At 58.7% G+C, this 22,284-nt stretch carries 19 protein-coding genes; 14 read left to right on the top strand and 5 right to left on the bottom strand.

Going from position 1 to position 22,284, the window contains the following annotated elements:
* The 6 genes from GPM19_RS01645 (at window position 1) to GPM19_RS01620 (ending at window position 5,503) form a co-directional block, all read left to right on the top strand.
* Window positions 1-450: a DUF1249 domain-containing protein gene (locus GPM19_RS01645; RefSeq protein ID WP_160417131.1), complete on the top strand. Its 450-nt coding sequence runs from the start codon at window positions 1-3 to the stop codon at window positions 448-450.
* Window positions 450-1,184: a metallophosphoesterase gene (locus GPM19_RS01640; RefSeq protein ID WP_160417130.1), complete on the top strand. Its 735-nt coding sequence runs from the start codon at window positions 450-452 to the stop codon at window positions 1,182-1,184. The genes GPM19_RS01645 and GPM19_RS01640 overlap by 1 nt, the downstream gene beginning before the upstream one ends.
* A 135-nt stretch (window positions 1,185-1,319) precedes the next feature.
* Window positions 1,320-2,291 carry a sulfate adenylyltransferase subunit CysD gene (cysD, locus tag GPM19_RS01635; protein ID WP_160417129.1) on the top strand — a complete coding sequence of 324 codons (972 nt, stop codon included), beginning with the start codon at window positions 1,320-1,322 and terminating at the stop codon, window positions 2,289-2,291.
* Entirely contained in the window at window positions 2,291-3,733 is a 1,443-nt protein-coding gene (gene cysN, locus GPM19_RS01630) for a sulfate adenylyltransferase subunit CysN (protein ID WP_160417128.1), read from the top strand. Before cysD ends, cysN begins: the two co-directional genes overlap by 1 nt.
* 88 nt (window positions 3,734-3,821) lie before the next feature.
* A complete protein-coding gene (locus GPM19_RS01625) occupies window positions 3,822-4,385 on the top strand; it encodes a type 1 glutamine amidotransferase domain-containing protein (RefSeq protein ID WP_160417127.1) in 564 nt (187 codons plus the stop codon).
* A gap of 89 nt (window positions 4,386-4,474) precedes the next feature.
* On the top strand, window positions 4,475-5,503 hold the full coding sequence (locus GPM19_RS01620) for an App1 family protein phosphatidate phosphatase (RefSeq protein WP_160417270.1): 1,029 nt from the start codon (window positions 4,475-4,477) through the stop codon (window positions 5,501-5,503).
* Window position 5,504: 1 nt separating this feature from the next.
* On the opposite strand, the gene modC is transcribed toward GPM19_RS01620, so the two are convergent.
* Genes modC through modA form a run of 3 tightly spaced genes read right to left on the bottom strand, consistent with a single transcriptional unit; the run spans window position 5,505 to window position 8,182 of the window.
* Complete coding sequence (gene modC / locus GPM19_RS01615; protein WP_160417126.1) at window positions 5,505-6,701, bottom strand: molybdenum ABC transporter ATP-binding protein; 1,197 nt, start codon at window positions 6,699-6,701, stop codon at window positions 5,505-5,507.
* A gap of 11 nt (window positions 6,702-6,712) precedes the next feature.
* Window positions 6,713-7,396, bottom strand: a complete 684-nt coding sequence (gene modB, locus GPM19_RS01610; protein ID WP_160417125.1) for a molybdate ABC transporter permease subunit — start codon at window positions 7,394-7,396, stop codon at window positions 6,713-6,715.
* Window positions 7,397-7,411: 15 nt separating this feature from the next.
* Window positions 7,412-8,182: a molybdate ABC transporter substrate-binding protein gene (gene modA / locus GPM19_RS01605; protein WP_202114625.1), complete on the bottom strand. Its 771-nt coding sequence runs from the start codon at window positions 8,180-8,182 to the stop codon at window positions 7,412-7,414.
* Between the two features lie 177 nt (window positions 8,183-8,359).
* On the opposite strand from modA, the gene GPM19_RS01600 reads away from it, so the two are divergent.
* Window positions 8,360-9,034: a zinc metallopeptidase gene (locus GPM19_RS01600; protein ID WP_160417124.1), complete on the top strand. Its 675-nt coding sequence runs from the start codon at window positions 8,360-8,362 to the stop codon at window positions 9,032-9,034.
* Window positions 9,035-9,036: 2 nt separating this feature from the next.
* Here the strand turns inward: GPM19_RS01600 and cmoB are convergent, their stop codons facing one another.
* Window positions 9,037-10,032, bottom strand: a complete 996-nt coding sequence (gene cmoB / locus GPM19_RS01595) for a tRNA 5-methoxyuridine(34)/uridine 5-oxyacetic acid(34) synthase CmoB (RefSeq protein ID WP_160417123.1) — start codon at window positions 10,030-10,032, stop codon at window positions 9,037-9,039.
* A gap of 1 nt (window position 10,033) precedes the next feature.
* On the bottom strand, window positions 10,034-10,777 hold the full coding sequence (gene cmoA, locus GPM19_RS01590) for a carboxy-S-adenosyl-L-methionine synthase CmoA (protein WP_160417122.1): 744 nt from the start codon (window positions 10,775-10,777) through the stop codon (window positions 10,034-10,036).
* Window positions 10,778-10,862: 85 nt separating this feature from the next.
* Between cmoA and pgi the strand changes: the two genes are divergently transcribed.
* The 7 genes from pgi (at window position 10,863) to GPM19_RS01555 (ending at window position 22,260) form a co-directional block, all read left to right on the top strand.
* The gene (gene pgi, locus GPM19_RS01585) at window positions 10,863-12,548 is read left to right on the top strand and encodes a glucose-6-phosphate isomerase (RefSeq protein WP_160417121.1); all 1,686 of its coding nucleotides are present in this window, start codon (window positions 10,863-10,865) and stop codon (window positions 12,546-12,548) included.
* A 148-nt stretch (window positions 12,549-12,696) separates the two neighbouring features.
* Window positions 12,697-14,586: a DNA topoisomerase IV subunit B gene (gene parE / locus GPM19_RS01580; RefSeq protein WP_160417120.1), complete on the top strand. Its 1,890-nt coding sequence runs from the start codon at window positions 12,697-12,699 to the stop codon at window positions 14,584-14,586.
* Between the two features lie 6 nt (window positions 14,587-14,592).
* Window positions 14,593-16,869: a DNA topoisomerase IV subunit A gene (gene parC, locus GPM19_RS01575; RefSeq protein WP_160417119.1), complete on the top strand. Its 2,277-nt coding sequence runs from the start codon at window positions 14,593-14,595 to the stop codon at window positions 16,867-16,869.
* A 3-nt stretch (window positions 16,870-16,872) separates the two neighbouring features.
* A complete protein-coding gene (gene serB, locus GPM19_RS01570; RefSeq protein ID WP_160417118.1) occupies window positions 16,873-18,078 on the top strand; it encodes a phosphoserine phosphatase SerB in 1,206 nt (401 codons plus the stop codon).
* 3 nt (window positions 18,079-18,081) lie between these two features.
* Window positions 18,082-18,972, top strand: a complete 891-nt coding sequence (locus GPM19_RS01565) for an ion transporter (protein WP_319928076.1) — start codon at window positions 18,082-18,084, stop codon at window positions 18,970-18,972.
* Between the two features lie 345 nt (window positions 18,973-19,317).
* On the top strand, window positions 19,318-21,027 hold the full coding sequence (leuA, locus tag GPM19_RS01560; RefSeq protein ID WP_160417117.1) for a 2-isopropylmalate synthase: 1,710 nt from the start codon (window positions 19,318-19,320) through the stop codon (window positions 21,025-21,027).
* Window positions 21,028-21,150: 123 nt separating this feature from the next.
* Entirely contained in the window at window positions 21,151-22,260 is a 1,110-nt protein-coding gene (locus GPM19_RS01555; protein ID WP_160417116.1) for a hypothetical protein, read from the top strand.
* The last annotated feature ends 24 nt before the right edge of the window (window positions 22,261-22,284 follow it).

Genomic DNA, 22,284 nt, shown 5'->3' with positions numbered 1-22,284 from the left:
ATGGCAAGACATGCCTATGTCACCGACTTGAGATCCCTGCAGGGAGAATGTAGCGCCAACTATTTGCGTTTATTGCGCTTGCTGGGCGACATGGAAGCCGGTCAGCATCGTGAGATTGCGCTGGGCGGCGCCTCAGGACGTGAGTTCGGCTCACTACATCTGCACGTACAGGAACAAGCCCCCTATACCACCGTGCTGAATGTCTCTCAGTCCGGGCCACTGGACGAGATGATCGAAGCGCAGCGTATGCGCGTGCACCTTTATCATGATGCGCGCATGGCGGAAGTGACACACTTTCAGCGTGAACGTCATTTTCATGGCCGCTACCGCTACCCCAATTCCCGCATGCATCAACCGGACGAGAAGCTGCAGCTCAACCGTTTTCTCGGCGAATGGCTGGCTCACGCCTTGGCGCATGGACGCAGTCTCGATTTGCCGGAGATGCGTTGATGCGTCTGATTCAGATCACGGATGCCCATCTGCATGCCGACCCCCAAGGGCGCTCGCGTGCAGGTCTGCCGTGGCGCCAGTTTCGCACCGTGATCGAATCGGTGATCGCCGAGCGCCCCGATGTAGTGGTGATAAGTGGCGATGTCAGCCAGGACGCGACTTCTGCCTCTTACATCTTGGCCAAGGAAACCCTGTCCGCCTTGCCTTGCCCATGGTTCTGGTTGCCGGGCAATCATGATCAACCGGAATTGATGAAAGCGGTACATCCCCTGCACGATGACGTGGACCTTGAGCATTGGCATATGGTGCTGCTCGATACGCGTGTGGAAGGCCGGGAAGAAGGTGAACTGGGGCCGGGGCGTCTGGCCGCCTTTGCCGAATGTCTCGAGCAGGACGCCCGGCCCACTTTGGTGGTGCTGCATCATCCCCCGGTCGCGGTGGGAAGTGCCTGGATGGACCGCATTGGTTTGCAGGACCGTGAAGCGTTCTGGCAGATGCTATCGGCTTACCCGCAAGTCAAACTGGTCTTGTTCGGTCATGCTCATCAAGCCTTTGCCCACTATCAGGTGCTGAATCACAACCCTGTGGGCGTCTATGGTTGTCCGGCCACTGCCGATCAGTTTCTTGCCGGGGCCAAGGACTTCGCCCTCGACCAGGCCGCACGCCCCGGCTACCGAATAGTGGACCTGCATGATGGCGATTGGCTTACATGGGTCGAGCGTGTCGATATATGAGCTTTCAGGTTGTTAGATTTTAAAAGTCTAAAAAGATAGTTATTAATTCTTTTGGGTTATGATTGGCTCGGCGTTACCCTATGCAGATTAAATCGACAATACCATTTGATATTTGTCCTGCGAGGTAGCCGGGCCATGAGCCAGTTTTCTACTTTATCGACCACGGCCCAGCGTGGGGCGTCAAAGGCGCCTTTCGAAATCGGTGCCGAGCGTCAGACCCATCTCAAGCAGTTGGAAGCCGAGTCGATCCATATCATTCGTGAAGTGGCCGCCGAGTTTCGCAATCCGGTGATGATGTATTCCATCGGCAAGGACTCCTCGGTGATGCTGCATCTGGCGCGCAAGGCGTTCTACCCGGGAACTCCTCCTTTCCCCCTGATGCATATCGATACCACCTGGAAATTCCGCGAAATGATCGAGTTTCGCAACCGCATGGCGTCGCAAGCGGGCATGGAATTGATCGTGCATACCAACGAAGAAGGGCGTGCCGCCAATATCAATCCTTTCGATCATGGTAGCGCCAAGTACACCGACGTCATGAAGACCTCGGCGCTCAAGCAGGCGCTGGACAAGCACGGTTTCGATGCCGCCTTTGGTGGCGCGCGACGCGACGAGGAAGCCTCGCGGGCCAAGGAACGTGTCTATTCGTTTCGTGACAAATACCATCGCTGGGACCCCAAGAATCAGCGTCCGGAACTGTGGAACGTTTACAACGCCAAGATCAACAAGGGCGAATCGATTCGCGTCTTCCCGCTTTCCAACTGGACCGAGCTGGATATCTGGCAGTACATCTATCTCGAGCAGATTCCCATCGTGCCGCTTTACTACGCCGCCCCCCGCCCGATTGTCGAGCGGGACGGCATGCAGATCATGGTCGACGACGAACGCATGCCGCTTGAGCCCGGCGAGGTGCCCGAAGACAAATGGGTGCGCTTCAGGACCCTGGGCTGTTACCCCTTGACCGGCGCGGTGGAATCGCATGCCGCCACCTTGCCCGAAATCATCCAGGAAATGCTGCTGACCCGTACCAGTGAGCGCAGCGGCCGCGCCATCGATCACGATCAGGCCGGGTCGATGGAGAAGAAAAAGCGCGAGGGCTATTTCTAATGTCACATCAGTCAACCTTGATTGCCGATAATATCGAGCAATACCTGCATGAGCATGAGAACAAGGATCTGCTGCGCTTCATCACGTGCGGCAGTGTGGATGACGGTAAATCGACCCTGATCGGTCGGCTGTTGCACGATTCCAAGATGATCTTCGAAGACCAGCTTGCCGCCATAACGCAAGCCTCGAAAACCAGCGGCACCACCGGGGATACCGTGGACCTGGCGCTGCTGGTCGATGGCCTGCAGTCAGAGCGTGAGCAAGGCATCACCATCGACGTGGCGTATCGCTTCTTCTCCACCGACAAGCGCAAGTTCATCATCGCCGACACGCCCGGGCATGAGCAGTACACCCGCAATATGGCTACCGGCGCCTCGACAGCCAGTCTGGCGATCATTCTGATCGATGCCCGTTACGGCGTGCAGACCCAGACCCGGCGGCATAGTTTCATTGCCGATCTGCTGGGGATCCAGCACCTGGTGATCGCGATCAACAAGATGGACCTGGTCGGTTTCTCCGAAGCACGCTTCGAGGAAATCAAGGCCGAGTATCGCCAGTTCGCTACCAACCTCAAGGCACCCGATATTCACTTCGTGCCCATGTCGGCGCTGGAAGGCGACAACGTGGTCAACGTGAGCGAGCGGATGCCCTGGTACCAGCACAATGGCAGCCCCGGCCCGGCAATGCTCGAGTTGCTGGAAAGCGTCGAGATCGAACGCGACCAGAACCTGAGCGACATTCGTCTGCCGGTGCAGTATGTCAATCGCCCCAACCTGGATTTTCGTGGCTACTGCGGCACCCTTGCCGCCGGTGTGCTGCATCCGGGTCAGGCAGTCAAGGCGCTGCCCTCGGGCAAGAGCTCGACGGTCGAGCGTATCGTCACCTTCGATGGCGACTTGAAAGCCGCCTATCCGGGTCAGGCGATTACCGTGACCTTGACCGATGAAATCGATATTTCACGGGGCGACTGGCTAGTGGCAGTGGATGCCGAGGTGCCGCTTTCCAATCTGTTCGCGGCGGATATCGTCTGGATGCACGAGCAGGCGCTGACACCAGGTAAGCTGTTTGATTTCAAGCTGGCCACGCGCGATCTATCCGGTGAAATCTCCAACATCGATTACCAGATCGATGTCAACAGCCTGGAGAAGCATCCGGCCGAGCGGCTGGAGCTTAATGCGATTGCGCGCTGCCAGGTCGAGCTTACCGCCGCGATTCCGGTGGATGACTACCGCACCAGCCCCGGCACCGGGAGCTTTATCGTGATCGACCGTTTGAGTAATGTCACGGTGGGTGCGGGCATGATTCGCGGTGTTGCCGAAAGCCGTCAGAAAGCTCAGCATCAAACCGATTGGGCAGCATTTGAATCCGATCTCAATGCCTTGGTGCGCAAGCATTTTCCCCACTGGGAAGCCAAGGATATAAGCAACATCCTGAAGCGCTAGGATAAAATGCCCGGCTTGACGTAGGGCTCTGATGATTCACACTTCTTTAGGCAAAATACCAAAAGTTGCTCTAAAAAAGGAGTCTCGAATGTCTCAGTCTCTACAAGGAAAGCGTGTGGCCATCCTGGCTACCGATGGTTTCGAGGAAGCGGAATTGAGCAGTCCGCGTGCGGCACTGCAGAAAGAAGGTGTTGAGGTGGATGTCGTTAGCCCGAAAAAGCAAGGAATTCGTGCCTGGGCAAAGACCGATTGGGGTGATGTCTATCAGGTCGACAAGGCTCTTGATGATGTCCAGCCGTCCGATTATCACGCCTTGGTGTTGCCCGGTGGGCTGTTCAATCCGGATACCTTGCGGCTGGACGAGAAAGCCTTGGCCTTCGCGCGCGGTTTCTTCGAGCAAGGCAAACCGGTCGCGGCCATCTGCCATGCACCCTGGATATTGATCAACGCGGGCCTGGTCGAAGGGCGGCGTATGACCTCGGTATCTTCCGTAAGCCAGGATCTCAGGAATGCCGGCGCAAATTGGGTCGATGAATCCGTGGTGGTCGACAACGGCTTGGTGACCAGCCGTACCCCAAAGGATCTGGAGGACTTCAACGCCAAGTTGATTGAATCGCTCGAGCAGGGCGCAGAGATGGAAAAGCACGCTTGAAGAAATTATTTCGTCATGGCGTGAGTTTCGTCCAGCGAATCATCCGTGTACTTGCCAAGCCCGTGAAGCGCGATAGCGGGCGAGGCGGAATGATGGTAAACCCCTATCGGGGGTACGGCTCTCAAAAACAGGCCTTCCTGATGGGCCGCGTGTTTCATCAGGCGTCCTTGGGACGCATGATTCCACGGCGGGGTATGCTGCGCGACACGGCGGATGTGGTGCGGCGTATCGCGCGGCGTGGCTTGGCTGATGCCAGTGTCGAGATCTGTTTAGGTGACAATCGGGTGAGGGTAATCACGGATCGTGACGGTTACTTCAATGCCCACATTCCGTTGACCATTCCTCTCTCTCTGGAGGTTTCCTGGCACTATGCCGAGGTGCATGTCTCCGCCGTTGATGAGCACCCGGTAAGAATCCAGGGGGAAGTGTATGTGCCGCCCCCGGCCACCGATCTGCTGGTGATCAGCGATATCGACGACACGGTGATGTTTACCGGTGTGGCCGAGAAGTTCCGTATGCTATACCGCCTGTTTGTCGAAAAACCTCACCGTCGCACGGCATTTCCCGGCGTGGCTTCGCTTTATCAGGCGCTTCATCGGGGTGCCAGCGGGCATAGCGAACGCCCGATTCTCTACGTTTCGCGCGGGCCTTGGGCGATCTACGAAGTGCTGGAAACCTTCTTTCAGCTCAATCGTATCCCGGTAGGTCCTATCTTGTTTCTGCGCGAATGGGGCCTTACCTTGCGCCATCCCTGGCCACGCCGCGCCGAAGATCACAAGCGTGATGTCATCAAGCATATGCTGGCACTATTTGAAGACATGCCTTGCATTCTGATAGGCGACAGCGGCCAGCATGACCCGGAAATCTACGCTGATATCCTCAGGGCTTATCCAGAGCGTATCAAGGCAATCTATATCCGGCGGGTGGATAACAAGTCCAGCCGCGAGCGCGCCATTCAAAAGCTGCAAGAGCAACTGAGCCATACGGCCTGCGAATGGGTGGTGACCGATGACAGTGGCCTGATGGCCGAGCATGCCTATGCGAAGGGGAATATTTCCATCTATGGGTTGCAGGCCGTGCGCGAGGATGTAGCCCAGGAAAGGAAACTAGATTGCTGAATCAGTAGGATGCCAGGATGTCAGGGGCGCTGAGCTTCCGGTGTTGGCAGTTTGGCGTGTGGGACAGGCCACTGGACCGCCAGGATGCTTCGCTGCAGGAAAGCGCAATGTTCACCAGAGCGTAGACGGGCATGCCCGGCGTTAACCCCAGCTGTTCATGGGCGTGACGGGCGATGCGCGCGATCAGTTTCTGGTCACCGAAAGCCAGGCCCACCAGCACATGACAGGGTTGGGGGTCATCGCTTATCGATTCCACTTGTGCCGCCAGGCAATTGGAGACACTGGACCCCGCCGGTGGCCTGAGCGCGATGGCGACGTCCCGGGCTGTCACCCGTACGCGCAGGCGTTGTCCCGGCGAAGCGTTTTGTCGCGAGACCAGCAGTCGCTCGCCGCCACATTCCAGTACGCTTAAATGATGCTGTGCATCCTGATCGACCAGGGTGGCATTGAGCACGGTGGAAGCATTGCCGCTGCGGGCCAGCGGCAAGTCGGGACGGGTAAGCATTTCCTGCAGCGGTCCTTGGGCCAGAACGCGTCCGTTTTCCAATAGCAGCATATGGTCGGCCAGCCGGGCGACCTCATCGATGGAATGGCTGACGTAGACCAGGGGTATCGACAGGGACTCATGCAACCGCTCGAGCCAAGGCAGTATTTCCGCCTTGCTGGTGTCGTCCAGGGCGGCCAGCGGCTCATCCATCAGCAGCAGGCGGGGGCTGGTCAGTAGCGCGCGACCGATGGAAACCCGCTGTCGCTGGCCTCCGGAGAGCTTGTCCGGATAACGCTCCAGCAGGTTTTCAAGCCCCAGCAGGGCTACCGTTTCATCGAAGGTGACGCTGCGCTCGGCAGTGGCGACACGCTGGTAGCCGTAAAGCAGATTGCCGCGTACGCTCAGGTGAGGAAACAGGCTCGCCTCTTGAAAGACATAGCCCAGGGCACGCTGATGAACGGGCACGAAACGCTCGGCATCCTGCCATACTTCATCGCCGAGCCGTAGCCGGCTGCCGTCCAGGCGCTCTAGCCCCGCCAGGCAGCGCAGTATCGTCGTCTTGCCCGAGCCGGAGCGGCCGAACAGCGCGGTGACCCCGTATGAGGGAATTGAGAATTCCACATCCAGGGTGAAGTCGCCGTGCTCAACGTAAAACCGCGCTTGCAGCTCTGTTTGGGTCAGCAGCTCTGTTTGGGTTGTTTCGTTTTGCATCTCCCGCCTCATCAGCCTATTCCCACTACCTTGAATTTGCGGTTGAGCCCGTACACCGCCACCAGCAAGGCGAACGACAACACGACCAGAATCAGTGACAAGGTATGGGCGGAAGCGTAATCCATGGCTTCCACATGGTCGTAGATGGCGATTGAGGCGACTTGGGTGCGGCCGGGAATGTTACCCCCGAGCATGATGATGACCCCGAACTCACCCAGCGTATGCGCGAAGGAAAGCACCGCTGCGGTTAAAAAGCCGCGGCGTGCCAGCGGCATTGCCACGCTGAAGAATCGGTCCAGCGGTGAGGCGCGCAACGTCGCCGCCACTTCCAGCATGCGCCCACTGGTCGCCTGAAAAGCCGCGGTCAGTGGCTGCATGACGAAGGGCAGCGAATAGATCATCGAGCCGATGACCAGGCCGCTGAAACTGAACGCCAGATGGTTGAACCCCAGCGATTCCAGGGTGCCGCCGACCCAGCCGCGAGGGCCAAGCAATATCAGCAGATAAAAGCCCAGCACGGTGGGCGGCAGCACCAGTGGCAGCATGACCAGCGCTTCGATCAAGGTCTTGCCTCGCCAGCGAGTATGGGCAAGCCACCAGGCGAGGGGGGTACACAATACCAGTAGGATAGCGGTACTGATCAAGGCGAGTTTGAAGGTGACCCACAGTGCGCCGGCATCCTGGGGCGAGAGCATGGCTTGGCTCCTGTTCTAGTGGGGGACGCTGTAACCGGCGGCTTCGATGATTGCCGTTGCCTGGGGTTCACGCATCCAGCTCAAGAAACGTTGGGCGGCTTGAAGGTCCTGAGTGTCGCTAAGGATCACCGCCTGCTGGGTGATAGGGTCGTAAAGTTTTGCAGGGGGAATCCAGTAGGAGCCGGGAATGCTCCCATCCTCGGCTTTGACCTGCGAAAGCGCCACGAAGCCCAGCGGCGCCGCGCCCGAGGCGACCTGGCTGTAGGCCTGGCCGATGGACTGAGCGCGAATCAAACGCCCCTCTTGCGTCAGTGTCTCCCATACTCCGACTTCTTGAAGTACTTGTTGCGCGGCGGCCCCATAGGGGGCATTGCGTGGCTCGGCGATACTCAAATGACGATAATCTCCCTGTGACAATACCGTGCCGTTGCTGTCTACTCTCTGTGAGTTGGATGACCATAGCACCGGCACGCCGACAGCATAGGTGAAACGCGATGCCTCCAGCGCCAAGCTATCGGCGACCAGCCGTTCCGGGCGCCGGCTATCGGCCGAGAAGAACACATCAAACGGTGCGCCATGGTGAATCTGAGTATAAAAAGCCCCGGAGGAGCCGGAGCTCAGCATCAAGCTTTGCCCACTATGCGCCTGGTAGTGCCGAGCAAGTTCCTGCATGGTGCCGAGAAAATTGGCGGCTACCGCCACCCGCAATTCGGCGCTGGCGGATGCGGTGGTTACCAGCAATAGGCTAAGGCCCAGCAGGAGCTTTTTAAGTTCGATCATCTTCATGCAGATAAGCTCCGATAGGCGTAGTGACTGCGGTCGATGATAGCGCAACCGCCGACCTTATCGCCATTGGCGTAAGGCGGCCTGTGACATGAAGGCACAGTGGTTGACGCTGGGCTTGCCGTCTTCTTGTAAGCTGGGAGACATTACCGGAATCGCAGAGTACGCGGGAGTGATGGAATGGTCGTGGTATTGCTAGGTATCGTGTTGCTGTTGTTTTTCCTGCCCAATTATTGGGCCAAATGGGTGCTTAAGCGTCATACCCGAGGGCGGGATGATTATCCGGGGACCGGTGCCGAGCTTGCCGATCATCTGTTGCGCCGTCTGGGCATCGATGAGGTCAAGGTCGAGCTGACCGAGCATGGCGATCATTATGACCCCGAAGCACACCGTGTACGGCTTTCCCAAGATATCTATCATGGGCGCTCCTTGACGGCGGTGACGGTAGCCGCCCATGAGGTGGGGCATGCCATTCAGCACCACCGAGGCTATCCGCCGTTGCTGGCGCGCAGCCGGATGGTGAAGGTCGCCCAGAAGGCCGAAAAGCTCGGCGCATTGTTGATGATGGCAGCACCTTTTCTGTTCCTGCTCACCCGCGTGCCCGGCGGCCTGTTGGTGGTGGTGGCCATGGCGGTCATCAGTTTCGGCACCGCGGCGCTGGTGCATCTGGTGACCTTGCCGGTGGAGTTCGACGCCAGTTTCAACCGGGCTCTGCCATTATTGAAAGAATATGTGCCACCTTACGATATGCCCGGCGCGCGCCATGTGTTGACCGCCTGCGCCTTCACCTATGTGGCGGCCTCGCTTGCCGGCATCATGAATCTGGGCCGCTGGCTGGTCATTCTCAGGCGATAAGCTCAGGCGCTAGGCTTGTTGGCGATCACCACCGCACGGCGGGGTGCCGGGTAACCTTCCAGCGTGCGGCTAGGGTCATTAGGGTCGAGAAAGTCTTCAAGCGACTGAAACGTCATCCAGTCGGTGGCGCGCTGTTCATCCAGGCGGGTCGTTGCTTCGTCGACCACGCGCACATTGTCGAATCCACAGCGCTCGATCCACTGACACAACGCTTGGGAAGAGGGCAAAAAGTAGACGTTGGGCATGGCGGCGTAGCGCTCGCCGGGCAACAGCACCGTGGTGACGTCGCCTTCCACGACCAAGGTTTCCAGCACCATTTCACCGCCGGGGCGCAGGGCATCCTTCAATTGTTGCAAATGCTCCAACGGTGAAGGGCGGTGGTAGAGCACGCCCATGGAAAATACCGTATCGAAAAACGCCAGTTTTTCGGGAACGTCCTCGATGCCCACCGGCAGAAAATGCGTGCGTCCATTGTCGGCATCACCGATAAAGTGGCGCACCGCCTGGAATTGCCAGAAAAAGCGTGGCGAGGGGTCGATCACCAACACGAAGTCAGCGCCTTCTCCCGCCATGCGCCAGGCGTGGTAACCGCTACCGCCGCCCACATCCAGCACCTTGCGATGTTTCAGCGTTGCCAGGTGCGGGGCCACACGCTGCCATTTCCAGTCCGAGCGCCATTCGGTATCGATATGGATACCGCCCAGGCGGTAAGGGCCTTTACGCCAGGGAGCCAATTTTCTCAGCAGGTTGTCGCACTGGCGGCGCTGGCTGTCGGAAAGTGGAAGCTCTACCGTGACGGTATCGGCGTTCAGGTGGACATCCCGCGTCAAGGGCAGCTGAGGAAGCTTGGCCACGGCTTTCTCCCAGGCGGGCAGGTCGCCGAAACGCTTGCGGTCCAGGCCATGGGCGAGCTGCTCGGGTAGCCGGGCAAGCCAGCTATCCAGGCCCTGGTCGACAAACGCCTGGTACAGAGGGCGGTGAGCGGGAGGTATCGGCACGTCAGGCTTCCTTGAAGGCGATCAGCGAGGCGAAATTCATGTATTGAAACCAGGTCAGAGAGCGCGTGAAACCGGCATTTTTCAGGCGCGCATGATGAGCGTCGAGGCTGTCCGGCACCAGGACGTTTTCCAGGGCGGTGCGCTTCTGGCTGATTTCCATGTCGCTGTAGCCGTTGGCACGCTTGAAGTCATGATAACGTTCCACCCGCCAGGCATTATCGCGCTCGTCGGCGTCGATGATCTTTTCCGAAAGCAGCAAGACCCCGCCGGGTTCCAGGCAGTCATATAATCGCGCAAGCAGGGCGTCGCGATCCTGTGGGGGCAGGAACTGCAGGGTGAAGTTGAGAATCAGCATACCGCAAGGCTGGTAGTCGAAACGACGGATATCACTTTCCACTACCTGCATGCGATGATCGGGACATTCCGTCTCGAAGGTTTGCCGGGCACGTTCGACCATCGCCGGGGAAAGGTCCAGGCCCGTGTAGCGAAACGCATCGGGGCTGAGTTGCCCGGCCAGCGCCAGGCCAGAGGCGCCGAGAGAGCACCCCAGGTCGTACACCTGGGCGCCATGGCGCAAATGGCGTTGGGCGATTAAGCTCAACATGCCCAGTATCTGGCCGTAACCGGGTACTGAACGGCGGATCATGTCGGGGAAACACGCCACTACCTGCTCATCGAAAGAAAAGCGGGCCACCCGGTCTAGGGGTGTCGAAAAGATGGCGTCACGGTAAGATGCATCACTCATGGATAAGCCGGAATTTGGATTGGGGGAGAGGTATTTTACGCGCCCCAAGACCCGGCTGCACGGATCGAAGCCTTTGGAGACAATCATGGCCTCAGCATCAAGCGCTACTCCTGATACATTGCCTGCCTGGCAAACCCTGCGTACCCACGCCAACCAACTCAAACATGTCCATCTGAAAACCTTGTTCGGCGACGACCCTGGCCGCTGGCAATGCTTTACCCGGCAAGTCGCAGGTCTGACGCTGGATCTTTCCAAGCAACGCTGGGATGAGGATACGCTGGAACATTTGTTGGCCTTGGCCGAAGAGGCCGGGGTGCGAGGGGCGATTCAAGCGCTTTTGAGCGGTAAAAGGGTCAATACCAGTGAAAATCGCCCAGCGTTGCATACTGCTCTGCGTTTGCCCCGCGATGCCAGCTTGGTGGTGGACGGCGAAGACGTGGTGCCGGCGGTGCATGAAAGCCTGGCGCGTATGGCGGAGCTGGTGGAAAGGCTGCATGCCGGGCAATGGCGCGGCGCGACCGGCAAGCCGATCGAGGACGTGGTCAACCTTGGGGTGGGCGGCTCCGATCTGGGGCCCTTGATGGTGACCCATGCGTTGGCTGACTTTCGCCCCGAGGACGTCCATCCGATCGAGGTGCATTTCGCATCGACCATGGATGGCTCGCAGATGGCGGACTATCTGAGTCGTTTCAACCCGGAAACCACGCTCTTCGTGCTGTCTTCGAAATCGTTCACCACCATCGATACCCTGTCCAACGCCAGTACCGCTCGCGACTGGCTGACCAACCGCCTCGGCCGGTATGGAAGCATGTCGGCAAGTGCGGAATTGGTGGTACGTCAGCACTTTATCGGTGTTTCCGCCTGCCCGAAAAAAATGAGCGAATGGGGCGTCGCCCCGGCTCATCAGCTCAGGTTCTGGGACTGGGTGGGAGGGCGTTATTCGTTGTGGGGGGCTATCGGGCTACCGATCGCCCTGGTGGTAGGCATGGCCAATTTCCATGAGTTGTTGGCCGGTGCCCATGCCATGGATGAGCACTTCGCCAAGGCACCCCTGGCGGACAACATGCCGGTGCTGCTTGCGCTGGCGGGTATCTGGAATGTCAATTTTCTGGATATTCGGGCCCATTCGATACTGCCTTACGATGGTCGCCTGGAGTATTTCGCCGCCTACCTCGAGCAGCTGGAAATGGAGTCCAACGGCAAGTCGGTCACGCGCCAGGGAAATCCAATCAATTACTCCACTTGCCCTGTACTATGGGGCCAGCTCGGCCCCAATGCCCAGCATGCCTTCTATCAGCTGTTGCATCAGGGGACCCAGCCGGTAGTGTGCGACTTCATCGCTCCTGTGCGGCGTTATGATGAAGTCGAAAACCGTGACACTCGGGCGCATCTCAAGGCACAGCACCGCTTGGCGCTGTCCAATTGCTTCGCTCAGTCACGGGTGCTGATGCTGGGTGACGACGCCCTTGATGACGATGGCCCGCGTCCGCAGCATAAGCGCTATCGTGGCAACCAGCCTTCCACCACGGTGCTGCTCGACAAGCTGACCCCGTCAACGTTAGGGGCCTTGATTGCCATGTATGAACACAAGGTGTTCGTCCAGGCGATGATCTGGGATATCAATCCATTCGATCAATGGGGGGTGGAACTGGGCAAGAAAATTGCCGGTGAAACTCAAAAAATCCTGGAACATGATGGCGATATTCAAAGCCTGGATGCCTCCAGTCGTGGATTGATCGAAGCCTTCTGGGCAGCCGAGGATCACGAATGACGTGACTTGCCCTCTGGCTGTATATACAGCTTTTCGCTATGCTGTGCGGCCTGAGATGAGCGCCGGTGCTCCCGGTTGCGCTTGTGCGTAGCCAGGCCGGCGTTTCTGCGTTTGCACGAGTGGATTTACCCTTCAGGAAACGTCTTACATGACCCAGTACGATGCCTACAGTGCCAGCGCTATTGAAGTCCTGTCCGGGCTCGAGCCCGTGCGCAAGCGTCCCGGCATGTATACCGATACCTCCCGGCCCAATCACATGGTTCAGGAGGTCATCGACAACAGTGTCGATGAAGCCCTGGCCGGTCATGCCACCGAGCTCGATGTGGTACTGCATGAGGATGGTGGGGTAGAGGTACGCGATAACGGGCGCGGCATGCCGATCGATCTTCACCCTGAGCACGGTGTCTCCGGGGTGGAACTGATCTTGACCAAGCTGCATTCCGGCGGCAAGTTCTCCTCCTCCAGCTATCGCTTTTCCGGCGGCTTGCATGGGGTGGGGGTTTCGGTGGTCAATGCGCTCTCCACGCGTCTGGAAGTGGAAGTGGTACGTAACGGCGAGCGACATGCCATCGCCTTCGAGCACGGGGAAAAAGTCCGTGAGCTGGAACTGATCGGCAAGGCCCCCAAGCGCATGACCGGCACCCTGGTGCGCTTCTGGCCGGATGTGAGCTATTTCGATAGCCCCAAAATTTCCCTGGTTCGTTTACGCCATTTATTGCGCGCCAAGGCGGTGTTATGCCCCGGCCTCAAGGTCACGTTGCGTGACGCCGAAGGCAACGATACCGTCTGGGAATACGCCGATGGCTTGCGCGACTATCTGGCCCAGGCAACCGATGGCTATGAGGTATTGCCGGCGGAGCCCTTTGTCGGGCATTTCAGCGACGATGAGCATGGCGTCGACTGGGCGATCCAGTGGCTGCCGGAAGGTGGCGAGCCGCTCACCGAAAGCTACGTCAACCTGATTCCCACACCCCAGGGTGGCACCCACGTCAATGGCTTTCGGGCCGGGCTTCTCGATGCGCTGCGCGAGTTCTGTGAGTTTCGCAGCCTGTTGCCGCGAGGCATCAAACTCACTGCCGATGATCTGTGGGAGCGGGCTTCGTTTGTGCTCTCGGTGAAGATGCTCGACCCCCAGTTCGCCGGCCAGACCAAGGAGCGGTTGTCATCGCGCACCATTGCCGGCTTCGTGGGCGGCGTGCTCAAGGATGCCTTTTCGCTGTGGCTCAATCATCATGTCGACCAGGCCGAGGCGCTGGCCGAGCTGGTGATCAATGCTGCCCAGAAGCGTCAGAAAAAAGCCAAGAAAGTGGCGCGCAAGAAGGTCACGTCGGGGCCCGCCTTGCCCGGCAAGCTGGCGGACTGCTCCAGCCAGGACCCCTCCCAGGGCGAGCTGTTTCTGGTCGAGGGCGACAGCGCCGGCGGCAGCGCCAAGCAGGCGCGTAACCGCGAGACTCAGGCGATCCTGCCGCTGCGTGGCAAGATACTCAATACCTGGGAAGTCGAGACTCACGACATCTACGGCTCCCAGGAAGTGCATGATATCGCCGTGGCGATTGGCGCCGACCCGGGAAGCACCAATCTGGAAAAGCTGCGTTATCACAAGCTCTGTATTCTGGCGGATGCCGACTCCGACGGCCTGCATATCGCCACCTTGCTGTGCGCGCTGTTCGTGCGCCACTTTCCCGCACTGGTGGATGCCGGTCACGTTTTCGTGGCCATGCCGCCGTTGTATCGCATCGATCTGGGTAAAGAAGTGCATTACGCCCTGGATGAAAGCGAAAAGGCGGCGATTCTCAAGAAGCTGGAGAAAAAGCGTGGCACGCCCAACGTCCAGCGTTTCAAGGGATTGGGTGAGATGAGCCCGCTGCAGTTGCGTGAAACCACCATGGCGGTGGATACCCGCCGATTGGTGCAACTTACCCGGGAAGTTGGCGATGGCACCATGGAAATGATGGACATGCTGCTGGCCAAGAAGCGCGCCAGCGACCGCAAGCGCTGGCTGGAAGATTACGGCAACCTGGCAGATATCGAGGTCTAACGATTCATGGTAATGGATATTCAAGTGGCGGAGGGTGACGTCGAACGTCTTTCCCTGCGGGACTACACCGAAAAGGCGTACCTCGACTATTCGATGTACGTGATTCTGGATCGGGCCTTGCCCAATATCGGCGACGGCATGAAGCCGGTGCAGCGGCGTATCATTTATGCCATGCGCGAACTGGCGTTGAGCGCCAACGCCAAATACAAGAAATCGGCGCGCACCGTGGGCGATGTACTGGGCAAGTTTCACCCGCACGGTGACAGCGCCTGCTATGAAGCCATGGTATTGATGGCGCAACCCTTCAGTTATCGTTATCCACTGGTAGATGGCCAGGGCAACTGGGGGAGTCCGGACGATCCCAAGTCGTTCGCCGCCATGCGCTATACCGAAGCCAAGCTTTCCCGGTTCGCCGAAGTATTGCTGGCTGAACTCGGCCAGGGCACGGTGGACTGGACGCCCAATTTCGATGGCACCATGAATGAGCCGGTAGTGTTACCGGCACGCTTGCCGCATGTGTTGCTCAACGGCGGCACCGGTATCGCCGTGGGCATGGCCACTGATATTCCACCGCATAATGTGTCCGAAGTGGTGGAGGCGACCTGTCATCTTCTGCGCAATCCCGAGGCAACCACCACGGATTTGATGGAATACCTGCCGGCGCCGGATTTCCCCACCGATGCGGAAATCATCACGCCCCCCAGCGATCTGAAAAAGCTTTACGAAAGCGGGCGTGGTTCGGTGAAACTGCGTGGGCGTTATGTGCGCGAAGACAGCCATATCGTGATCACCTCGCTGCCGCACCAGGTCAGCGGCGCCAAGATTCTGGAACAGATCGCCGCCCAGATGAATGCCAAGAAGCTGCCCATGGTGGCTGACCTGCGCGATGAATCGACCCACGAAGAACCCACTCGCCTGGTGATCGAGCCGCGTTCCAATCGTGTGGATGTCGAGGCGCTGATGGCGCACCTCTTCGCCACCACCGATCTGGAAAAGAGTGTTCGCGTCAACATGAACGTGATCGGGCTGGACGGCCGACCAAGCGTCATGTCGCTACCCGCCATGCTGGGAGAATGGCTACGTTTTCGCCGTAGCACGGTGCGTCGGCGTCTCGAGCATCGGCTGAGCAAGGTGGAAGATCGCCTGCACCTTCTGGAAGGCTTGCTGATCGCCTACCTCAGTCTCGACGAGGTCATTCGGATCATTCGCGAAGAAGACGAGCCCAAGGCACAACTGATAGAGGCATTCGCGCTTTCCGATCGTCAGGCCGAAGCGATTTTGGAGCTGCGCCTGCGCCATCTCGCTAAGCTCGAGGAAATGAAGATTCGCGGTGAGCAGGATGAGCTGGAAGCGGAGCGTAAGCGCTTGAGCGCCTTGCTCGGCAGCGAAGCCAAACTGACCAACCTGATCGAGAAGGAAATTCGCGCGGCAGGCAAGGAGCATGGCGATGCACGCCGTTCGCCGCTGGTCGAACGTGAAGATTCCAGGGCGCTTTCCGAAGTGGAATTGCTGGGTGCCGATCCGATCACCGTGGTGCTCTCGGAAAAGGGCTGGATTCGCGCCGCCAAGGGCCATGATATCGACCCCGAAGGGCTTTCGTACAAGGCCGGGGATCGCTTTCACCTGGTCGCTCGTGGCAAGACCAACCAACCCTTGGTGCTGCTCGATGACACCGGCCGCGCCTATACCTTGGCAGCACATAACCTGCCCAGTGCGCGCGGCCAGGGCGAACCGGTGACCGGCCGGGCCAATGTGGCGGCCGGGGCGCAAATGACGGGATTGATGTTGGGGCCTGCGCAAAGCCGCTTCCTGCTGGCATCCGACGGTGGCTACGGCTTTATCGCTACGCTTGAGGCATTGACCGGCAAGAACAAGGCGGGCAAGGCCGTGCTGAGTGTGCCCAAGGGGTGCAATGTGCTGCCACCCGTACCGGTGCCCCAAGTTGAGGGCGCGGCTGAGGACGAAGCCCGAGCCTTGTGGGTGGCGGTGGTTTCCAACGAAGGGCGTCTGCTGTTGTTCCCCTTGGATGACTTGCCGCAAATGGCCAAAGGCAAGGGCAACAAGATGCTGGATATTCCCGGGCCGAGGGCGGCGCGGCGCGAAGAATTTGTGCGTGATATCACGGTGCTGGCCCGGAGCGCGGCCTTGGTGCTGCATGCCGGCAAGCGCAAATTGACCTTGAAAGCAGTGGATCTGGCATATTATCGCGGTGAACGTGGCCGGCGAGGCAGTAAACTGCCGCGTGGCTTTCAGAAAGTGGATCGAATTGAGGCAGGGGACTAACCCATGGCAAAACGTCTGTTGATTCGCGCCACCGGCATGGCGCGTCCCGGCCAGCTGGCGGGGTTGGGCAAGGCACTGGCCGGCAGTGGTGCGCGGCTTCTGGATATCAATCAGAGCGTGACGTTCGGCATGCTGTCACTGGAAGCCTTGGTGGGGCTGGATCACGACAGTGCTCTTGAAGCCGCTCTCAGTGACGCCGGGGATGCCCTGGGGCTGGATGTGCAAGCGATTGCGGTAAGTGCCGAGGATTATTATCGCTGGAGCAGTGAGGCCAGCCAGCCGCGTTTGATTTTGACGCTACTCGCGCCACGCCTGCCCGCCGGCATCCTGGCCGAAGTAGGCGCCCTGACTGCTGAGTTCGGTTTGACGGTGGAGCTGATTCATCGGCTTTCCGGCCGGGAGCCGCTGGATGGCGATACCCCCGAACTGGGTGCTTGCGTGGAATGCTGGCTGCGTGGCGAAGCCGTCGACCTGGATGCCCTGCGCGTAAAGGCCTTGGCACTGGGGGCTCAGCACGGCGTGGATATCGCTCTGCAGGAGGACTCCATTTGGCGCCGTCATCGTCGCCTGGTGTGTTTCGATATGGACTCCACCCTGATCCAGGCTGAAGTGATCGACGAGTTGGCGCGGCGCCATGGCGTCGGCGATGAGGTGGCGGAAATCACCGAGCGCGCCATGCGCGGCGAGCTGGATTTCCAGCAGAGTTTTCGCCAACGCATGAGTAAGCTCAAGGGCCTGGATGAATCGGTGCTTGCCGATATCGCCGAGAACCTGCCGCTCATGGATGGAGTCGAACGCTTGATGCGCCACCTCAAGCGCCTGGGGTATCGCACCGCGATTCTCTCCGGCGGTTTTACTTATTTCGCCCGCCATCTTCAGGAAAAGCTCGGTTTCGACGAGATTCATGCCAACGAACTTGTCATCGAGAACGGCAAGGTCACCGGTGAGGTGCGTGAACCCATACTGGATGCCAGCCGCAAGGCGGTATTGCTGGAAGAAATTGCTCACCGGGAAGGCTTCAGCCTGGAGCAGACCATTGCTGTCGGCGATGGCGCCAATGATCTTCAGATGCTGGCCAAGGCTGGGCTGGGGATTGCGTTTCGCGCCAAGCCGCTGGTACGCGCCCAGGCACGTCAGGCGATTTCAACCTTGGGAATCGATGCAGTATTGTACTTGATCGGCTACCGTCAGGTCGATCTGGAGGAGTAAGCGGTGAGCGAAGCGCCAAAAAACGAGCCCTTCATCAGTTGGCAGGGGCGCCTTGAGCGGCTGCGGTCGAACAAGCTGTTTGAAATGGGGGTGATTTCGATCATCGTCGTTTCAGCGCTGATGATCGGCGCCAAGACCTACGAGGAAACCTCGCGTTTCGAGCAGTGGCTGCTGTACCTGGATATCGCGGTTACGGTGTTTTTCCTGATCGAGATAATGATTCGCATGGCCGCCGAGCCCAACCTGCTGCGCTTTTTCAAGCGGGGCTGGAATGTGTTCGATTTTCTGATCGTCACCGCCAGTCTGATTCCCATGGATGATTCGGAGATGGTGCTGCTGGCGCGCCTGCTGCGGATTTTCCGCGTGCTGAGGCTGGTGTCGATGATTCCTGAGCTGCGCATGTTGCTGGCGGCCCTGGTCAAGTCGATTCCCCGCATGGGTTATGTAGTGCTGTTGATGTTCATCATTTTCTACATCTACGGCGCCATCGGCAGTTTCCTGTTCAATGACGTGGATGAACAGCTTTGGGGCAATATTTCCCTGGCCATGCTTACGCTGTTTCAGGTGGCGACGTTCGAGAGTTGGGCCACTGCGGTGATGTATCCGGTAATGGAAGATTACCCCTACAGCTGGATTTTCTTTCTCACCTTCATCTTTCTCAATGCCTTCATTTTTCTCAATATGATGATCGGGATTGTGCTGGATGTCATGCAGAAGGAGAGCGCTCAGATAGAGCTGGAAAGCGGGGAAGGAGAAGTGGCCGAGATGCATGGGCTACGCGATGATGTCCGCGCCTTGCAAGCTCAACTCGACCGGATGGAAGCGACCTGGAAAACACCGGCTTTGCAAGACAGCAGTCAGGATAGAGGTCGGGATAGAGAAAAAGAGTCTTGACAAGCATCGTCCAGACTGATTTTCTAAGGGGTATGACTACCCCATTGAACTGCCTTGCACTAGACCTACGACTACTAGCCCGCCGCTGAAGCTTCAAGCGCCGGGCAATGCCTTCTGCATTGTCGTTTGTTTTATCAGTTGCGAGGTTTTCAATGTCTTACATCACTTTTACTACTTCAACCTGTGCCACCCGATTGTCCCGATCTTGCTGCATGAATAGCCACTCAGGCTGTTCGTCGTTTGACTCCCACGCCCCTTCGCACCTTGTTGCGATGGGGCGTTTTTGGTCTGCGCCGCCAACGTATTTTCCCTCTTTTTCGCTACCGTTTAACCAGGAGAGCCGCCATGATGTTGTCTGATCCCTCCAAGAAGTATCGTCCCTTCGCCGCCGTTGATCTGCCCGACCGTCAATGGCCGAGCAAGCGCATCGAAACCCCGCCTCAATGGTGCAGTGTCGACTTGCGTGACGGTAACCAGTCGCTGATCGACCCCATGGATCAGGAGCGCAAGCAACGCTTTTTCGACTTGCTGGTGAAAGTCGGCTTCAAGCAGATCGAGGTGGGCTTTCCTTCGGCCTCGCAGACCGATTACGATTTCGTGCGTACCCTGATCGAGGAGAACCGGATCCCCGCGGATGTCACCATTCAGGTATTGACCCAGGCGCGTGGCCACCTGATCGACCGTACTTTCGAGGCGCTCAAGGGTGCCAAGAATGCCATTGTGCATGTGTATAACGCCACGGACCCGATGTTTCGCCGTGTGGTGTTCAATGTCGACAAGTCCGAATGTGTCGAGATTGCGGTAGACGCCACGAAGCAGATTCGAAACCGCATGCTCGAGGCGCCGGAAACCAACTGGACGTTCCAGTACTCGCCGGAACTTTTCACTACCACCGAGATGGATTTTGCAGTGAAGATCGTGGAAGCGGTGATGGGTGCTTATCAGCCCACGCCCGAGCACCGCATGATCGTCAACCTGCCGGCCACCGTGGAAGTAGCGCCACCCAACAACTATGCCGACCAGGTGGAATGGTTCTGCCGTCACGTCAATAATCGCGAAAGCCTGATTGTCAGTGTGCACCCGCACAACGACCGAGGTACCGGGGTGGCCGCCGCCGAGCTGACCTTGATGGCCGGCGCCGATCGGGTCGAAGGCACCTTATTTGGTAATGGGGAACGTACCGGTAACGTGGATATCGTCACCCTGGCGATGAATATGTACACCCAGGGCGTGCATCCCCAGCTGGATTTTTCCAATATCACGCCGATCATGCGGGAAGTGGAATATTGCAACCAGCTGCCGGTACATCCGCGCCATCCCTACGTGGGCGATCTGGTATTCACCGCCTTTTCCGGCTCCCACCAGGACGCCATCAAGAAGGGCATGGCTGCCCGCCGTGAAGACCCCGAAGCAATCTGGGCCGTGCCCTATCTGCCCATCGACCCTTTGGATGTGGGACGTTCCTACGAAGCCGTGATCCGCGTCAACAGCCAGTCCGGCAAAGGCGGGGTCTCGTACCTGCTGGAACAGGAGCATGGCATCGAGCTCCCGCGCCGGTTGTCCATGGAGTTTAGCCAGGTGGTGCAGGAAGTCGCCGAGCGCACCGGCAAGGAGATTACCTCTCAGATGATTTACCAGGCGTTCGCCGACGAGTATCTGGAGCAGGACAGCCCGATGGCGCTGGTCAATCATCGCCTGTCATCCGAGCCGGATAGCCCGAAAGTCACCCTGGAGGCCGTCATCGAAGCCAATGGCGAGCGCCAGACGCTACAGGGTGAAGGCAATGGCCCTCTGGCCGCCTTCATCAAGGCGCTGGGTGCTGCCGGGCATGACGTGGAAATCATCGATTACCACGAGCACTCTCGCGGCCAGGGGGCCGATGCCGAAGCCATCGCCTACGTGGAAGTGCGTATCGATGGCAAGGCGGTCTTCGGTGTGGGCACTGACGAAAGTATCACCAGCGCTTCGATGAAAGGGGTGTTGAGTGCGATCAACCGCCACCGTTCAAGCCAAGTGCCGGCACCCAACGTCACGGCTGAAACGCTGGTGTCGTAGCGCACTATGTTGACTAAGCATGTTCGAAAACTGACAGCCCGAAAGGGCTGTCGGTTTTTATAGGCTGCGGCGATAACGTTTGTTGAATAGTCTGATAGCACAGCCTCAACGGGAGAAACGGTCATGCGTATTGGGTGGGTGATACATACTGGGTGGTTGACAGTAGTGACAGCCATCGTGGCAGCGGCGATGTTGTCAGCCGCAGCCTCTCACGAGCCGTTCGAGGCCAGGCTGGTACGCCTTGACGCGCAGCGGGCACTTCCTGCGCTGGCGCCGACGCTTGCACAGGAGTCGCCGGAGATCAACGCGCTGTTTCTCGGCTACGCCTCAGAGCAGGCACTATGGATGAGCGCTTCTCTGGCGGTTTTGCGTCATGGAAATGTGGCCCGTGAAGTGTTGATGGAGTATGGGCTATTACCTCAATTTCAGCGAGTGCTGGTACGCTTTGGCGCCGATACTGTGCTCCCTGTGAGCTACTTCCGTACTCACGATGTGGCTACGCTGAGCGCGCAACACTGGATTGGCGAGCGCTATCGGCAAGTCAGCCGCTGGTGGAGTGACGAGGGTGTATCCACGAATGCGCCGTTGACCCCTTACCGCCGTGGCCAAATGGGAATTGCACTACTCGACGACAATGGACACGCGTTCCTCAACCAGTTTGTGGTAAGCGACCAAGGCGAGGTGGAGTGGTTACAGGGTGAGCGAGTGGCGACGGGTGTCAGCGACTTCTTCACCAGTGGCTTGCGCGACTTGGAAAGCCAGTGGCGGCGGGGTGAAGCGATTGGCTCAGGCGATCTAGGCTGGGCGGGGGTGGATCTGTTAGTGATGGCCAGCACCGTCAAGGTGCTGCGGGTGGGGAGAGCCGCCCGTGCCGCTCGGGTGGGCAATATGGAAGCACAGGGCGCTCGCACTGGTTTACGCCAAGGCGCGTTGGCCACTGGCGGTCGTTTCGCGGCCTTGCCACGTACGGCCAAAGTCGCGGCGGTGGCGACCACGACCTTTGTGGTGATTCGCCACCCCAGTCTGGTGAGCGCGTTAGGTGTCAATTTCTCAAGCTGGCTCGGCTGGCCGGTATGGTTCGGCCAGTTTCTTATCTGGCTGATCGTGCTATTGCCGGTACTGATCATTGCGCGATTTGTCTATCGCTGGCTACTCACACCGTTGCTGTGGCTGTTGGGGCCTGTTGTGCGGTTATGTTTTAAGAGCGCCAACCGTGCGTTAGCCAAGCTGTAGTGGTCCGCTTATCTCGGACAGTGT

The organism is Vreelandella zhuhanensis, from assembly GCF_009793355.1.
GTDB classification, from domain to species: Bacteria; Pseudomonadota; Gammaproteobacteria; order Pseudomonadales; family Halomonadaceae; genus Vreelandella; species Vreelandella zhuhanensis.
This window is presented reverse-complemented; position numbering and strand designations above follow the sequence as displayed.

Excerpts from the sequence above, each read along its gene's own strand:
- GPM19_RS01645 (WP_160417131.1), top strand. The coding sequence starts at position 1 with ATGGCAAGACATGCCTATGTCACCGACTTGAGATCCCTGCAGGGAGAA.
- GPM19_RS01640 (WP_160417130.1), top strand. The coding sequence starts at position 450 with ATGCGTCTGATTCAGATCACGGATGCCCATCTGCATGCCGACCCCCAA.
- cysD (WP_160417129.1), top strand. The coding sequence starts at position 1,320 with ATGAGCCAGTTTTCTACTTTATCGACCACGGCCCAGCGTGGGGCGTCA.
- cysN (WP_160417128.1), top strand. The coding sequence starts at position 2,291 with ATGTCACATCAGTCAACCTTGATTGCCGATAATATCGAGCAATACCTG.
- GPM19_RS01625 (WP_160417127.1), top strand. The coding sequence starts at position 3,822 with ATGTCTCAGTCTCTACAAGGAAAGCGTGTGGCCATCCTGGCTACCGAT.
- GPM19_RS01620 (WP_160417270.1), top strand. The coding sequence starts at position 4,475 with ATGATGGTAAACCCCTATCGGGGGTACGGCTCTCAAAAACAGGCCTTC.
- modC (WP_160417126.1), bottom strand. The coding sequence starts at position 6,701 with ATGCAAAACGAAACAACCCAAACAGAGCTGCTGACCCAAACAGAGCTG.
- modB (WP_160417125.1), bottom strand. The coding sequence starts at position 7,396 with ATGCTCTCGCCCCAGGATGCCGGCGCACTGTGGGTCACCTTCAAACTC.
- modA (WP_202114625.1), bottom strand. The coding sequence starts at position 8,182 with ATGAAGATGATCGAACTTAAAAAGCTCCTGCTGGGCCTTAGCCTATTG.
- GPM19_RS01600 (WP_160417124.1), top strand. The coding sequence starts at position 8,360 with ATGGTCGTGGTATTGCTAGGTATCGTGTTGCTGTTGTTTTTCCTGCCC.
- cmoA (WP_160417122.1), bottom strand. The coding sequence starts at position 10,777 with ATGAGTGATGCATCTTACCGTGACGCCATCTTTTCGACACCCCTAGAC.
- pgi (WP_160417121.1), top strand. The coding sequence starts at position 10,863 with ATGGCCTCAGCATCAAGCGCTACTCCTGATACATTGCCTGCCTGGCAA.
- parE (WP_160417120.1), top strand. The coding sequence starts at position 12,697 with ATGACCCAGTACGATGCCTACAGTGCCAGCGCTATTGAAGTCCTGTCC.
- parC (WP_160417119.1), top strand. The coding sequence starts at position 14,593 with ATGGTAATGGATATTCAAGTGGCGGAGGGTGACGTCGAACGTCTTTCC.
- serB (WP_160417118.1), top strand. The coding sequence starts at position 16,873 with ATGGCAAAACGTCTGTTGATTCGCGCCACCGGCATGGCGCGTCCCGGC.
- leuA (WP_160417117.1), top strand. The coding sequence starts at position 19,318 with ATGATGTTGTCTGATCCCTCCAAGAAGTATCGTCCCTTCGCCGCCGTT.
- GPM19_RS01555 (WP_160417116.1), top strand. The coding sequence starts at position 21,151 with ATGCGTATTGGGTGGGTGATACATACTGGGTGGTTGACAGTAGTGACA.